At 34.6% G+C, this 16,830-nt stretch carries 11 protein-coding genes; 3 read left to right on the top strand and 8 right to left on the bottom strand.

The window, feature by feature from the left end; all coding sequences use genetic code 11:
• Positions 1 to 16 precede the first annotated feature (16 nt).
• Both A8L32_RS20890 and A8L32_RS20885 read right to left on the bottom strand, forming a co-directional pair.
• Positions 17 to 373 (bottom strand): LytR/AlgR family response regulator transcription factor, encoded by a 357-nt coding sequence (locus tag A8L32_RS20890; protein WP_066633042.1) that lies wholly within the window; start codon positions 371 to 373, stop codon positions 17 to 19.
• Positions 374 to 530: 157 nt separating this feature from the next.
• Positions 531 to 1,607, bottom strand: coding sequence for a phospholipase D-like domain-containing protein (locus tag A8L32_RS20885; protein ID WP_066633040.1), 1,077 nt, complete (start codon positions 1,605 to 1,607; stop codon positions 531 to 533).
• A gap of 198 nt (positions 1,608 to 1,805) precedes the next feature.
• Between A8L32_RS20885 and A8L32_RS20880 the strand changes: the two genes are divergently transcribed.
• The 3 genes from A8L32_RS20880 to A8L32_RS20870 all read left to right on the top strand — a co-directional run bounded on the left by A8L32_RS20880 (position 1,806) and on the right by A8L32_RS20870 (position 7,077).
• Complete coding sequence (locus A8L32_RS20880) at positions 1,806 to 3,005, top strand: DUF6786 family protein (protein WP_066633037.1); 1,200 nt, start codon at positions 1,806 to 1,808, stop codon at positions 3,003 to 3,005.
• Positions 3,006 to 3,077: 72 nt separating this feature from the next.
• Entirely contained in the window at positions 3,078 to 5,102 is a 2,025-nt protein-coding gene (locus tag A8L32_RS20875) for a DUF3857 domain-containing protein (RefSeq protein ID WP_066633035.1), read from the top strand.
• Positions 5,103 to 5,178: 76 nt separating this feature from the next.
• Entirely contained in the window at positions 5,179 to 7,077 is a 1,899-nt protein-coding gene (locus A8L32_RS20870) for a DUF3857 domain-containing protein (protein WP_066633033.1), read from the top strand.
• 373 nt (positions 7,078 to 7,450) lie between these two features.
• Here A8L32_RS20870 and A8L32_RS20865 read toward each other — a convergent pair whose 3' ends face one another.
• The 6 genes from A8L32_RS20865 to A8L32_RS20840 all read right to left on the bottom strand — a co-directional run bounded on the left by A8L32_RS20865 (position 7,451) and on the right by A8L32_RS20840 (position 16,820).
• The gene (locus A8L32_RS20865; RefSeq protein WP_066633032.1) at positions 7,451 to 9,799 is read right to left on the bottom strand and encodes a glycoside hydrolase family 2 TIM barrel-domain containing protein; all 2,349 of its coding nucleotides are present in this window, start codon (positions 9,797 to 9,799) and stop codon (positions 7,451 to 7,453) included.
• Between the two features lie 31 nt (positions 9,800 to 9,830).
• A complete protein-coding gene (locus tag A8L32_RS20860) occupies positions 9,831 to 11,309 on the bottom strand; it encodes a sulfatase family protein (protein ID WP_066633026.1) in 1,479 nt (492 codons plus the stop codon).
• A 144-nt stretch (positions 11,310 to 11,453) separates the two neighbouring features.
• Positions 11,454 to 12,788, bottom strand: a complete 1,335-nt coding sequence (locus A8L32_RS20855) for a sulfatase (RefSeq protein ID WP_066633023.1) — start codon at positions 12,786 to 12,788, stop codon at positions 11,454 to 11,456.
• 26 nt (positions 12,789 to 12,814) lie between these two features.
• On the bottom strand, positions 12,815 to 14,632 hold the full coding sequence (locus A8L32_RS20850) for an alpha-1,3-galactosidase-related protein (RefSeq protein ID WP_066633167.1): 1,818 nt from the start codon (positions 14,630 to 14,632) through the stop codon (positions 12,815 to 12,817).
• A 40-nt stretch (positions 14,633 to 14,672) separates the two neighbouring features.
• Positions 14,673 to 15,551: a sialate O-acetylesterase gene (locus tag A8L32_RS20845; protein ID WP_158027270.1), complete on the bottom strand. Its 879-nt coding sequence runs from the start codon at positions 15,549 to 15,551 to the stop codon at positions 14,673 to 14,675.
• Positions 15,552 to 15,677: 126 nt separating this feature from the next.
• Positions 15,678 to 16,820 (bottom strand): hypothetical protein, encoded by a 1,143-nt coding sequence (locus A8L32_RS20840; protein WP_066633019.1) that lies wholly within the window; start codon positions 16,818 to 16,820, stop codon positions 15,678 to 15,680.
• Between the last annotated feature and the right edge of the window lie 10 nt (positions 16,821 to 16,830).

Genomic DNA, 16,830 nt, shown 5'->3' with positions numbered 1-16,830 from the left:
TAACTTGAAAACGTGCTCAAGTACTTTGAATTCGCTCCATTTTTGAAATAAACTGCATTAATGTAGCTTTACGCCGAGTGCTTACAGGAAGAACGCTGTGGTTAATGAGCTCAATTTCAACATGCTGATTTTTACGTACACTTAATATATGCATGGCATTTACTATGTACGATTGATGAGAGCGAATAAAGCTGTATTTTGAAAGCCTTTCTTCAATACAACCAATAGGTAAGGATGTAGAAATACGCTGACCATTAATGAGAAAGAATATGGTGGATGAATTATTGCTCTTACAATATAAAATATCCTCGAAATTAACGATGTGATAAGCATCGTGATTGGAGAGCAAAATTTTGTTTTTAAAGGGATTCATATCACGAAACTACTCGCTTATATTTTGTTAATTTCGTAAAATTTGAATCTGCTAAGGTAGTGTTTGAATCCGTGATTAATTCATGGGTATTTGTCTAATGTTATAGCACAAAAAAAGCCACACAAGGTGCAGCTTTTACACTATTAAAGAAACAACATCAATACGTAAACTCTTTATTGATACGCTCTATTTCTTTTAAGGCGTATTCAGCAATTTTAGCTTGATTCTTTTTACCTACTTCTGATGTTTCATCTATATCGCCTATTATAAGTACATTTTCATCATTGAATAAATTAGCTGGTTTGGTATAGTTAAAACTGCCTATAATAACCACCTTTTTATCTATAACCATCAGTTTATGATGAAGTTTGCCCAATCCTTTTTTTCCTTTTTGGGTAAACTGAACTTCAATATTGTCATCCAAAAATTTAGAAGCCGACCACTTTCTATTTTTCTGGTCACCATTTATTAAGCCAGACACTTTTATTCCAGCTCTGGCATTCAAATTCATCTGGTCATCAATCCCTGAGCTTTCGGCAAATGTAAACACTGCAAAATCTATTTGTTCCTTTGCCTTAGCCATTTGTTTCATAATTTCCATCTCGGGGTTATGATTGGGCGCGAACAATGGTTTTAACCTAACCGAATCGGAAATAGCAGGAACGGGTTTTGGAGTGACTTCAGAGTTTTTACCAAACTTACCAGCCATAATTTCCTTAAACTCTTTTTTATAGGCACTTACCACTTTTTTATTGCTTACTACAGCAATATGATTTAAGTTTTTAGAAGTACCCGTTTTAGTAAAATTTGTAGAGCCCATTAACAACTCTTTTCCATCCCTAATCATAAATTTTTGATGAAATATTTTACCATTGAAATCAGTTTTTACATTGATCGCACTTCTAAACAAGGCATTTAAAATAGTTCTGTTATCTCTTAAACTACCGCCTTTTTCAAAAGGTTCTGGATCGGGCTTTATGGCCTGTAAATAATCTCCTTCTAAAACTAAATTAACCGATAAGTATCTTGATTTTCCTGAAACCGTAAACCACTTTCTGTTTTTAGCTCTTATAATTGCCTTGGCAATATCAATATCGTCCAACTCCTGAATAGCAATATCTAAGCGTTTTTCTGTTTTGTCGATAAAATCAATGATTACCTTTTTTAGGTCATCAGGTGCTCCTAGTTCTTGAGGCCCCATATACAAGGCTAATTCTTTTTGCTTAAGTGGCATAATAAAGTGATTAGTTTGATAAATACTGCTTCATACAATAAATTTATAAAATACTTTTATCAAGATAAAGTAAAGTGTATTTATTTTAGGTTATGCTTATGTGAATACAGCTGCATTTGCTACAATATCCAGTAATATTAGATTCTTACATTTTTATTTAAGTAACAAAAACTATCTTAGCTTTTAAAATATGCCCCAATGAAGATTTTTTACGCCTATGTTGTGTTAGTGATGTTAGTATCATGTCATTCCAGCACTAACAATATCGTTTATCACAAATACTCCAGCGATCTAGCATTATTAGCCTTAAATACAAATTACATCGAGCTCGAAGCCAGTTCATATCCTGGTAAAATATGTATTTGCCCTACTTACCAAGGAAGAGTGATGACTTCAACATCTAATTTCCATGAGGATATTAGCAACGGCTGGTTAAATCGTGAAATACTAGCAAGCAACTACCATGGAAACGGTGGTGATGCTGGAGGCGAAGATAGAGTTTGGATAGGTCCACTGGGCGGACAATACTCTTTTTATTATGGACAGCAAAAACCTTTATCTGAAGACAACTGGAAGGTTCCTGCATGCATGAACGAAGAAGCCTTTGAGGTAATGGACCAATCTGTAAAGAGTATTCATTTATCGAAAGAAATGAGCCTGACTAATTTTATTGGAACAAAACTGCATTTTCTTATTCAACGAAATATCAACATCCTTGAGAAAAAAGATATTGAAAATGATTTAGATATAGATGCATCAGATATAGATGTTGTGGCATATTCAAGTGAGCATACATTAACCAATCTGGATTCGATTAAATGGGATAAGTCAACTGGACTGGCCACCATTTGGAGCATGGGTATGTTTGAAGGAAGCGATAAAAGTACGGTTATTATACCCGTTTCAGATTCCATTGTTTTGGATGATATTAATACCTACATGGGACCTCTAAACAGTAGTAAAATTCAACTTATGAACAATGCTTTAATCTACAAAACCGATGGAAAGTATCGTTCTAAAATTGGCATACCATCAGATATTTCTCCTGCTATTTTTGGTAACTATAAACCAGAAACCAATACTTTAACCATTATACAATATCAACATAACGGAGATTCATTATATTTTAATTCGGAGGTTAGCATTCAAGATAATCCTTATAATGGAGAAGCTATTCAAGTTTATAACAATGGTTCTATGGATTATTCGCCTGCAGAAGATGCTAGCTTTTTTGAGCTTGAATCATCCGCTCCTTTTAAAGAGTTAGATTCTCATGAAAAGTTAAATCATTATCACAGCGTATATCATTTTACAGGAAACATTAACAAGTTAAATGTTATTTCTCGCAAACTACTTGGTATTAAACTAACTGCCATCGAGTTAAAGGCACGTATCTAATTTAAAACCATTTTAAATGGAAAAATATTTATATTAGTTGCGAAACACTAGAACTAACTTAATTATTTAACCATGCTTAAACTAAGATCTATTGCACTAATTGCGTGCATTTCTTTAATCACAACCAACGCCCTAGCTGCTAAAGCCTACATGAAGTACGGCAAAATATCTCAAGAAGAAATAGATATGACCGTCTGCCCCAATGACAGTAATGCCAGTGCAGTTGTACTTGCTGATATGGGACATACTTTCTTCGAAATTACCGCTGAAGACATCTTTATGAAATTTGAGAAACACATTAGAATTAAAGTGTTTGATAAAGAAGCTTTTGACAAAGGAAACTTTAAGATTTTCCTTTATAAATCATACTCAGGAGGCGAAGAAAAAGTAAATAGCATAAAAGGCGCTGTTTATAACATGAAAGATGGAAAACTGGAAAAAACAAAACTTTCCAGTAAACAAATCATCAGAGACGAACTGGATAAATCGCACAACATCGTAAAAATAACAATGCCTGATGTTAAGGAAGGGTCAATTATTGAATTATCCTACCTCGTTCAAAGTCCCTTTATTTTCAACCTGCGTAATTGGTATTTCCAATCAGATATTCCAACAATTCATTCAGAATACTTAGCCGATGTAATTGAGTGGTATGATTATAAAAACTGGATGGAAGGGTATGTTCATATCAATAAAACTGAACGTACCACTCACGAAAAATTTAGCTTTAGAACCAGTGCTACCATCGATCAAAATGGTAGAACAGCAGGACAAACGCACGAACTTGAAGCTAAGGTAACCCACATGAAATATATTGCGGATAGTGTACCTGCCTTTAAAAACGAACCTTTAATTACTACTCCTCAAGATTATTTATCTTCTATTCAGTTTGAGTTGAGGTCTACAAAATACCCTTGGAGCACCTACAAAAGTTATACTAAAGATTGGTCAAGTATTAATAAAACATTGCTTGATGATGACAATTTTGGTTTAACCTTAAAAAATGATGGCCACTTAAAAGATATTGCTACAAGTATTTCATCTAAAAGTATATCTGACGAACAAAAAGCCTGTATGGCATACCAACATATTAATCATCATATGTTATGGAATAAAAGTCATAGTCTTGATGCCAATAAAACAATTCGTAAAGCCTACATGGATGAAAAAGGGAATTCAGGTGATATTAATCTTAACTTGGTTGCTCTATGTAAAAAAATTGGATTAGATGCTTACCCTGTCATTACAAGTACCCGAAACCACGGAATGATTCGACCTGGTTTAGTTAGCCTAACTCAGTTTAACCACGTAATTGTCGCCGTCAATATTGACGGAAAATATCTATTGATGGATGCTACTGAGTCTAACTGTCCGTATAACTTACTTCCTGCAAAGTGTTTAAATGGAAGAGGCCGATTAGTCAGAAATGGTATGGGTGACTGGGTAGATTTGTACAGTAATATTCCAAATAAGGAAATGTATATGGCCAACCTAATTATGGATGAAGAATTTAATTTAAATGGAAACATCACCTATAAGGCCGAGAATTATGCTGCAGTTAAATTTAGAAGAAATTACAAATCGAAGGAAAACGAAGAGGAGTTTATTGATATCCTCGAGAAGAGATATAAAGATGCCGAATTGACTGAATTTGAAATTCAAGATTTAGATAGTATTACTAAACCAGTTGTATTAAAAAGTAAAATTAAGCTTACTAACCGTATTAATCAGGCAGGCGATATGGTTTTCTTAAATCCAAAACTTTTTAGTCGTGCTATTGAGAATATTTTTAAGCGTGAAGAAAGAACTTATCCAGTGGATTATAACTTCCCTATTAAAAAACAATTTATAATAAGAATCACCATACCAGAAGGTTATGAAATTGATGAATTACCTGAGAAATTAGTGATGGCATTGCCAAATAACTCGGCCAAATATATATTTGTTACAGCTACACAAGGAAGAACTATTCAGTTGACTAACCAATACATGATTAATCAAACAATTTTCCCTGGCAACGAATATCCAGACTTAAGGAAATTTAATGAAATGATTGTTACTAAAGAAGCTGAACAAGTAGTGCTTAAAAAGATTTAAGCATTCGTTATAAACATATATAGGTTTGGTTCTTTATATGAAGGACTGAACCTATTTTTAATTAAAACCCTATCCCATGCGTATAACACTCGTTTTAATAATTACATTCCTCTCTTTAGTTTCTGCGCAAGCGAAAGAGCTTAAGTATCCCACTTTTTTAATTTCCGATACTTTAAAAACCAATGCTTATGCTGTTGTTCGTCATGAGGATATAAAAGTTGAAATAAAATCTATTTCAAATACCAGAACTACCATAACTAAAGCTATTACTGTATTAAACTACAAAGGAAAAAAGAAAGCATGGGATGGATATTGGTATAATAAAAATAAACGCATTGTTGAAATTAGCGCAAGAATGTATAATTCCTTGGGTACCCAGATAAACAAATGGGGGCGCAGCGAATGGGAAGATGTAAGCTATGACTCATACGGTACCTCCTACTCGGGCATTAGAATGCTTTATCTACAGCCTGTTGAAAAAAAGTATCCATATACCATTGAATACAAAGTAGTATACGAAGAGAATAACACCTATGGTATTAACGATTGGCGACCAATACCAGGCGATAATTTATCTATTGAAAAAAGCACTTTTTCGGTTAAAAATACTTCTGGAATTAAATTGCACCATAAGGATTATAATTTCAATGATAGTATAAGTAAAACCGAATCAGAAAACTCAATCAATTGGGAGTTAAAAAATGCTCTTGCATACGAATATGAACCATACAGGCCTTCATTTGAAAATTTCAGACCATTTGTTAGAGTGAGATTAGAAAAGTTCAAATATGACAATTATGAAGGTTCTACCGCTTCTTGGAAAGAATTTGGTGATTTTATAGCATTAATCAATAAAGGACGAGATGAACTACCCGATGATCGTTTGGCAGACATTGATGCTATTCTTGAAAAATGTAATACTGATACTGAGAAAGTAGAAGCTTTATATAAATATATGCAATCGCATACAAGGTATGTAAATATATCTGTTGGTATTGGTGGAATACAGCCACACTCAGCCACTTCTGTTTCTGAAAATGGTTATGGCGATTGTAAAGCGCTATCAAACTACATGTATAGCATGTTAAAATATGCTGGAATAAAATCGAACTATGCAGTCATAAAAGCAGGTCCTTATAAATATGATTTTGATCCTGAATTTATTTGCCATCAATCTAATCATATTATTTTATGCGTACCAATGGAGCAAGATACCACTTGGCTAGAATGTACCAGCCAAACTATGCCTTGTGGATTTTTGGGTGACTTTACGGATAACAGACATGTTTTGTTAATTACCGAAAATGGAGGTGTATTAACCAAGACTCCTAAGTATAATAAAAAACTAAATAAGGTAATTAGAACAGCAGAGGTACAAATAACAGAAACGGGAACGTGCTCTGCAAAACTACAGTCGGAGTATACAGGCCTACAATATGATGATAAACACAGGTTAGCCGTTGAAGACAAAGAAGAACAATTAAAGCTTTTATATAAGGATTTTAACATCCCTAATTTTAAGATAGATAATTTCTCATTGAATTCTGTTAATTGCAGTAAACCTAAATTAAGTGAAGAAATAAATCTATCGCTTCCGAACTACGCCTCTAAAAGCGGATCGAGATTATTCTTGCCAGTCAATTTGGCTAGCAAGTGGAATAAAATCCCCAGCAAGGTTAAGGATCGAACTTTCGATATTTATAAAAAATCAGAAAGCTGTTATCAGGATTCTATCACATATATTATTCCTGAAAACTTTAATATCGAAGTACTTCCCAATAAAGTGAATATGGAAAGTAAGTATGGTACGTATATAGCGGAAACTGAAGTGGTGGATAATAAATTAATTTACAATAGATATCTGGAATTAAATAGTGGTGTATACCCTGCTAGTGAGTATGATGATTTTATTGACTTTTATAAACAAGTACAAAAAAATGATAATGCGCTGGCTATTCTTAAAAAGATAAATTAGAAATATATAAAAAGCAAAAGCTCCTAAACTATTCGTTTAGGAGCTTTTGCTTTTAGAGTCTCTTTTAAGTTCAATTCACTTCTCTTTTCAAATCATCTAGATGCCTTCTGTAGCATTTAATTCTCTAATTAATCTGATTCTCTCTCGATGTACAATTACAATTCCTACAGTAATAGCAATAATACCAACTATGCTCATAAGTAAATCTTAATTTTTATGTGACAACTATAAAACTATGTCACAAAACTATTAAAATTTCAGTACAAATGTGAAAATATGTAAACATTATTTAAGATTTAACTAATTGACATTTTTATTCAAAACAGCCAAATCTACACAAAACACTCTATTACAACACAATACAGTCTGCTTATTAATTATTACGGAGAACTTCAAATGTTAATTGATTTGATTTCAATCCTTCAGATGATGCCTTAACATTTACACTCTTTGCTTTATTACCTATTTTTATAAGCGCTGTGGCTATGCCGGCTTCAGCTTTAATTTCTCCAACATTCATCACCTCTATTTCTAAATTATGCTCCAATTCTATCAGTCCATCAAAATCAGGAATAATGGTGCCATTATTATCTACTGCGGCAATATATAAAAACAGTACATCGTTACACGCGGCTTCAGCTTGTTTTCCGCTTTCATCTAACCAAACTTTTAAAGCTACTGCTTGACCAGGTGTATTAACAATGGTTTCTTTAACCACCTGACCATTAATTTTACCAATGGCCTTTAACGTACCAGGAACAAAGCTCGGCACCTTAAAAGTAAAAGGCGGATGCGATAAGTGATTAGATACAGAATCACCATCTGGTTGTTGATCAGCAATCAACTCATCATTTAAATACAAAGAAACATTATCACAATTGCTATAAACTTTAACATCTAAACAGGACTCTTTATTCCAGTAAGAGGCAATATTTAAAACTGTATTTTGCTCAGGACTTTGCTGACTTTGGTAGAAATAATAAGCAAATTTTGGTAGTCGGAAAATATCCATGATACCCGATGCTTCTATATCATCATGATAACCTCTATTGTAATCATACATCACCCAATATCCATCTGCAAAAGCAGGTGTATTAAAATTATCGTTATGCGCTTCTTGTACGTTCTTAGATTGCTGCATCAATCGTTTTTCACCATATCGCCTAAATTGTCTGCTACTTGTTTCGTAACGCAACTGTTTATCCAGCTTATGCTGATTAAGGCCTGCATTACTCGAGTAATACTCCCAATCGCCATACTCAGAAACCACATATGGTTTATCTTTTAGATGATGCGGATGCATAATACGATGCTGACGTGCTTGTAGATAAATATCGTATACATCATCCTTCCAACCACACGAATAAGTTGTTTCACTTGGGAATTCACGATGTACAATGTCATGCAATTTCTCCATAAAAAAAATGGGCATTTGCGTTTCGTTTAACGAAACTTCCCAGGCTAATACACATGGATGATTTCGATCTCTATAAATTAACTCCTTTGCCGAACGATAACAATATTCCCTAAAATCATCATTATCTAAATAATATTGCCAACCTAAAATAGCATCAATAACAATTAAACCCAATTCATCGCAGGCATCCATAAAAGCAGGTGACTGCGGATAATGAGACAAACGCACATAATCGAAACCTGCATCCTTAATTTTTTTGGCATCACGGTATTGTGCATTATCCGACAGAGCATAACCAATAAATGGATATTCTTGATGACGATTTACACCCCTAAGAAATGTCTTTTCGCCATTTACGTACAAATCATTATCAATAAAAGTAAACTCTCTAATTCCAAATCTATCTGTTTGTTTATCTACCTCACTCCCATCTACCAAAACCTTTGTTTCCATATGGTATAGGTTTGGATGCGATGGACTCCAGAGTCGTGGATTGTTTAGCTTTATATCTCCAACCGGATCAATACTCGATCCTGCCTCTAGCAAAATGATGGAAGATTCATGTTTTTTTACTACTTGGTTATTCCATAAAATGGTGTTAACCACCTGAACTTTAATATCATACTCTTCAGTATTAACTATATGAGATTTTACATGAACTAAAGATTGCTTTTTGGAAACCTGCGAAGTTGTAATAAAAACACCACCTCCTGCAGTTTTTTGCGCAATTACAGGATGTGATATATGTATCTTTTCTTTATAGCTTATCCAAGCATTTCGATACAAACCTCCATACATGTTAAAATCTAACTTATGCATAGGTTTGGGACCAGTAATGGCATTATCTGTATTGTTTAATCGAACAGCCATAATGTTCTTTTGTCCGAACACAACAAATTCAGAAATATCCAAAACAACTGGTAAATATCCGCCTTGATGAATACTAACCTTGTGGCCGTTAATCCATATTTTGGAATGATTCATAGCTGCTTCTAACTCAATAACCACCTGTTTATTTTGCATGGCAGAAGGAATCTCAAAGGCTTTGCGATACCAGCATGTACCTTGCCATTGATTATTGACCAACAGAGGTTCGATATGGGCAGTGTGAGGTAAACTTACATCTTCCCAACTGGTATCATCATAACTTTTTTTAGAGAATTCCTCCTCATTAATTTCAGCTTCTTCTAATAACTTAAACTTCCAATCGCTATTTATTTTATAACGATTAGTTACAGAATTGGTGCAAGCAAACATGAAAAACATGCTTACCATGAGCAACAACAAATAGGTAGATTTTTGCATAAGGTTAACTTTTATATAGTTATTAGATTGTCTATTTTTTCTTTTTTAGAGATGCTTTATACTCAGTAACCATCTTTTTAAATCCAATCTCTACACCTGCTAACATTTCTTGATAAAGCTCTGGCCTTTCCGATTTAACCCATTCAATTACATCAACAGAATTGGGATGTACAGGATTATAATCATCACCCACAGGTTTCATCTCATCATCAAACTTTTCGGTTTGCTTGCGTAGCTTTAAAAGTTCCTTTTTATACTTGGGGTTACTGGCTAAATTATTTAGCTCTTGCGGATCATTTTCTAAATCGTATAATTCCTCCGTTGGCTTTGTTTGAGCGAAGAATAACTTTTCTTGCTCATTGAGTTTTCCTTGCTCATTTAAAGTACGCATTACATGCACTGCCGGTCTGTAAAACTCTAAATAGGCTTGATGTGCATCAAAGGCTTGCTCAGGTTTATCATTTCTAATATATTTCCACTTATCAGAAGTCACCGCTTTAATATCCTCTTCTATCTCATCCCATAAATCACGAGCTCCATATACATATTCACGCTTAAACTTTTTATCAAACACAGGGCTTCCGGTCATATAATCAGGTACCTTTATTCCAGCAAAATCGAGTACAGTAGCAGTTAAGTCAGTAGCCGAAACTACATCTTTTCGCACTTTTCCTTTTTCGATTCCCTTACCATATATAATACAAGGAATATGCATACCTGGATCGTGCAGATAACCTTTACCGCGAATATTACATCTACCATTATCTCCAATAAAAATTAATATGGTATTATCGGCCATTCCTTTATCTTCCAACTCTTTCCAGATCATACCAATTTCATTATCCATATATTCTACTTGATCGAGATATTTGGCCCAATCTAATCGAACCACAGGATGATCGGCCATAAACTTTGGCAACTCCACCTCAGCCGGATTAACAGGATGCTTTGACTCTTGGCGTACTTGATTCCACCAATCGCCTCTGTGTGTAACCACCAACTGAATTTGAGCAAAGAATGGTTGATCTTCCTTTTCAAATCTATCGTACTTATCAAACAAGCCAAACTTGCTTTTTCCATCCCATTCGCCAATAGCTTCTGTTTTAAAATTGCAATCAATTTTACGCCCTTTTTTCATGACTGCATGATTACCTAAAACGCAAGTATAACCAGCATCTCTAAGCCAATAAGTAAAAGGTTTGTAATTTTCGTTTAAAGGCACATCTCGATTACTGCGATGATGATGTGCATTTATTTTTACCTGATGCGTACCCACCATCATGGCCGAACGACTAGGTGAACAAATGGGGTTGGTTACAAAACAATTGTCGAAACGAATTCCTTCGGCAGCCATATTATCCAACACTGGAGTTTTAACCGCTTTGGTTCCATAACAAGCTAAATCTACACTCATATCTTCGGCCATAAGCCAAATAATATTAGGTTTATCTTGCGCTACCGCTGTATTAATAAGAAAAAAGGATAATGCTAGGGTGATTAATGTTTTCATGATTAAATTATTTCTATAGAAAATCTAACTATTTATTTTGAGTACAAGAATTAAAGAGCCTAGGTTCAAGGTTAGTCCTTTTTAGTAAAAAACTGCTTTTAAAAAGAAGTAACGAAGAAACTAGACTTTTCGGGCAAATACTATTTAATAACTTGGTACAGCTTCTTTCTCCCAAGCTGCTAATCTGTCCTTTAACTCTTTAGTTTTTTGAGGATGTACAAAAACAAGATTACTTACTTCTCCTGGATCCTTAACAACATTATATAATTGAACGTTTCCAGAGTGATATTTAATTAATTTCCAATCTCCTGAAATAACAGCTGCATACTGATCTTCGTATGAACGATGGAAGTATAAATCTCTATCCTCAATATTATCACCCTTTATTAGCGGCATTAAACTAACACCATTTACCTGCGGATCTTTTTGGTCTTTTCCTGAAGCAATTTCCACTAGCGTAGAATAAACATCTAATGTTTGAATAGGAGTGTTAATTTTAACTGGTTTTGATACGCCCGGATAATACACAATAAATGGAATACGAGCTCCACCTTCGTTTAACGTATACCCTCCATTTTTCTTGCCTCGCAAAGGATAGTTGGTAAAATAACCACCTTGATCAGAGGTGAAAATTACTACAGTGTTATCTGAAATACCTTTAGCTTTTAAAGCACTTCGTACGCGGCCAACGGACTCATCCATGGCTTCAACCATTGCTCCATAGTTGGCATATCTATTATCCATTCCTTTTGCCTCATACTTTCCAATTAAATCTTTACGACCAATATGAGGTCCATGTACATTATAGTACCAAAGGGATAACATAAAAGGCTGCTTCTTTTTATAAGTCTCAATAAAATCTACGGCCTTGTCGGTTAGCACATCCGTTAAGTAATCCTCTTTAATATCTTCTAGTGGGTTTCCATGCGCAAAAAATGGAGGATAATAGCTTTTAGGATGACCATGATTACCGGTACCATATTGCTCATCAAAACCTTGATGAATAGGATGGTAATCTTCGGTTCCCGAATGCCATTTACCAATAAACATGTTATAATACCCAAACTCCTTTAGACGTTCGGCATAGGTAACCTCCTCCAGTGGCAAATGGTTAATGGAAGGCATTTGAACTGGATCTTTTTTCCACATATTAAAATCGCCCTCGATGGAAGCCAATTTATTTTCACCTTCAACAATATGACGCGCCATTTGAAAACGCACAGGCTCCTTACCTGTTAAAATAGAAGCACGACTAGGACTGCATGACGGTGATGCAATATAAGCACGTTCAAAATCGCTTCCTTCTTTACTTAACTGATCGATATTAGGTGTTTCAAATAAAGTGTTTCGATAACCTAAATCGGCCCATCCTAAATCATCTACAAATAGCAATACAATATTTGGTTGTTCTTGCTTTTTTTTAGCTGAAACCACCACTACTATTGCTAGTAATAATGTGATAAATATATTTCTCTTCATCATATACTTGTTATAATCAGTATGTATTACTTTTTATACTTAAATCCTTTATTCCCTTTTACTTTTAAGCTTTCTTCCGAAGATGCATCTACCTTAAATGCTTTTTTATATTCACCTTGATAGGTATTGTTTAAGATTTGTACATTCTTACAATTTATCAAATCAAATAGTGGAGCATCAGGATATAAGGCTGGTCGTGCGTTATTTTGCGTAATCTTATTGCCTTTAAACAATAAACCATCTACCCTATCTGCAATTACAATACGTGTATCAAAAGTGGTGATTGTGTTATCAACAAATTGAATATTTCTATCGTAAGAAGCGGTTGGATCATAATTTTTTCCCAAGCGTGGTGTTACGTACATTACAGCATGTTCCGAACCACTGTAAGCACAATAATTAAAGGTATTATTGCGGATTAACACATCCTCAACCACACCCGATTCGTACCAATAAAAAGTCTCACCACGAAAAAGTATCGATGACATCATAGATGAAAAATAATTATCTTCAATCACTGTTTTTAAAGGTGTTTTTAGCACCACATTTCTGGCTCTATGATTTTGAATAGTACATCCACGCATGGTAAAAGTTGGATTCCAGGTTTTATTTTCCAACAAATCACCTTCTTTTAATTGAGCAGGAAGCTTTTCTTCAAAGCTTATTTCTGCAAATAAATCGTTGATAACCTTTACCGAACTCACTTTATTTACAGTCTTTCTATCGGGACTTGGTTGATGAATAAACCATATTTCGTCACCTTTACCAGCAAACTCGAAACCAGCTTGCTGAAAATGCTTTAACTCGTATAACAAGGTATAATCATCTATCTTTTTGTTTACCTCAACATAGGTTCCGTGCACGTTGGTTCCATCGTCAAGCATATTCTCAAAACGACAATTCTCTACAACAATATCTCCTTTACAATTACAAAAATGAGTAGCATCTGCTATGATAGAAACCACCCTTGGTGAACCTTTACGAACATAAATACCCGAATTAGAAATACTAGCTGTTTCTGACCTTTCTAACAGGAAGCCCATACCCAAGGCGTGATGAATAACCACTTTATCAAACTTTATATTTTTAGATGAAATAACATGAAAAGCAGGTGCATAACGGTTTTCTCCTTTGGGTCCTTTATAGTTAAGAATAGTACCTGGCTCAGGGTAATATTTCATTTTTTCGTAAATACGAAGTACACCATTAGGGCGTTTCTCTACTCTTTCTGGTCGCGACGATAAATCCCATGCGCCATGTGCCACTTGCTTGTTGGCAGGCTCAAAGGGTAGTGTACTTCCTAAAGAAGAAAACTTAAATCCGTAAATATTCGGGAAGGTAATTCTTCCTCGCTCCAGCTTCCACGAAAAACCATCCGTAAAAGGTTTAATATCTCTCCATCCCTCTTCTTTATTCACCGCTATCAACTCACCTTGAAATAAAAATGGAAAATCCCAATCAATGGTTAATCCACTCACCGAAACCTGATTGCAATCCTCAAACAAAAAGGGCATTACCTGACCATTAAAAATAAGTTCTGCTCCATTTCCAACAATCTCCACTGAATTTAATCCTTCAAAAGGAAAAATAATTCGTTTATATCCGTTTTCGTGATTCGTAATAAAACAATACTTACTATAGGCCAAATCAGGCTTAAAGTGATACGTTCCTTTTTCAAATACTATTTTAATATCCTTATCATTGACACCTTCAATGGCTTCTCTAACCACCGAAGTCATATCCCCTTCGATAGGTTTAAGTTGAATTACTTTTGTAGCACTTGCATTTACAAACACTGCTAAAAACAGAATGCTTAAAAGTGCTTTTGCTGTTAATTTGATCATATTTATATTTTTAATTGTCATTTATTTATGGATTCGTACACTAATCTTGCAAGCGCACTAACTCTTCTGCAAATGCAAAGCCTAATCGTTTTTGTCCTTCTGTGTTATAATGTGTATTATCGCTATGTTTAGGATAATCACTCCACGTACTATTTGTTGATGTTTTTACAATACCCACCTTATTATCTGCTGCAGCCACTTCTTCCATGGCTTTACGAACCACCGCAGGCCCTTCCTTAAACCTACCGTAAGTAGAGTTTATTTGACCTATGATAAAAGGTAGTTCATTATTTCCTACCACATCGCGATAAGCACTAATTAATTCTTGTAAGTTTTCTTTATAGCTGATTGCAGAGAACTCCCTTGCAGCATCATTTTCGCCTTGTAACCAGCCCATAGCAATAATCTCGTATTCTTTTCCTTGTTGTTTCAAACGTTCCAGATTCTCTTTTATCTGTGTAGTATGTAAAGAGTATAGTTTAAGCTTCTTTTTAAAATCCTTATTTTCTGCCATATCGGCTTTTTCTGCATCCCAATTAGGATTCCAAGCACCGTATAAAGAAGTTCCTCCCTGAGCATATTTAATAAATAAGTATTCTCTATCAGGATTGGCTGCTGCCAGATCCAGAGCCATCATCATTTCTGGACCAAAACGCTCACCAAAGCCATACTTTTCTTTATGATGTTTTGAATATTGAAACGAGATAGAAGCTGCTTCTTTACCCCCATTACTAAGCATCACTCTGCTCGATATCTTTTTTATCCGTGCCAGCGTTAATGAATCTAACGCATTAAAATTACCCGCACCTTCCATATTAGATTGACCGGCCAATAGTATTACATGTATTTTTTCATCTTTACATGACGAGAAAAGAAGTAAAATAGCGACTACTAAGCAGCTCAAAAATCGGTTGTTCATATTTGTAAATTTCATCGTTTACTCAAAAGAACAACTAATAGCTATAAATGCTTTGTCTGTGCGTTCAGGAAATGTATGGAGGAGTTAATAAACCCAAAGGACGACCAATAGAGACAAGATATGTACCTACAAGTACTCCTTATTCTTTTTATAAAATCTCTTATAAACTTTGTATTGTGAGGGGGTTAGGCTCTTATCTTCGAGAAACCAATAAGCACGTCGGGCAACCAGTATATCTTTGGTTAATAGTTTTATTGCCTCTTCAGTTATTTGTACAGATGACGCTTTTTGTTCTTCAATAATACTCAATAATAGGTTCACTTCTCTATATGAACTGAAGTTTGAAAGGTATTCGCTTAAATTAATTAGTGTACTTAAAGGTACTTCGGTTTTATATTTAGACAGTGAGCTTAAAGCACAAATGCGCAGTTCTTTGTTTTCTTGAGCTACCATCTCTAATATACTTTTAAAATACATCTCAGTTGGTCCTTGCTCCAAATAATTAAGGCTAGCTTTTATCTCCTTTGAGTTTGCTATTGTTGTATGCGATAATAATTGATGATAAAATTCAACACTATAATAATCCTTCGCTCCCATTTGCTCCAAAGCAAATAACCTAAAAGCCAATTCCTGATGCTGAAATAATTCTTGCAACTGTTGCGTATTACAAGCATCGCCCGTTATCCTTCTAATTGAATCTTGAATAGATCCATTGGCCCAATGCCATAAGGTAAAACAGGTTAAAGCTGCACCTTCAACAGATTCCGAAGAATGCAAATTTAAGGTTGTAGCACCAGAATATCCGTCTACCTCTTCACCGTGCACTGGTATTGAACTGATGATTTCGTCAATACCAACTGTTTTAAAGGGAGAATTATTATCTGCTAAAATCTTATCTAAAAGAAGATAATCTTTTTCTTCAAAAAATTCACCATCCCCCTTCTCCAGGCTTATATCCTCAGCAAGTTCATACTTTTTATATTCACCAATATTATTCCAATACAAACGAACTGGTACTACCTGACACACATCTTCTAAACAAATTACGGATTGAACATCTATATAAAACTGTTCAGGCATGCCATCATCACCTTTTAGCTCGTGCAGTGTGTATGATGTATAAAAATCGTCTTTATTGCCTGGATGCCTGTATTCTACCTCATGAATAACACTATTAGTTGGAGTTAGAGGCGTACCTGCTCTCATCCCTAAAAAAATAGGGATGAGCAGGCCAATACTCCAAACTATATATAATTGTTTTCCAAACATTTAATAGTTA

The organism is Labilibacter marinus, assembly GCF_001659685.2.
Classification (GTDB): domain Bacteria; phylum Bacteroidota; class Bacteroidia; order Bacteroidales; family Marinilabiliaceae; genus Saccharicrinis; species Saccharicrinis marinus.
This window is presented reverse-complemented; position numbering and strand designations above follow the sequence as displayed.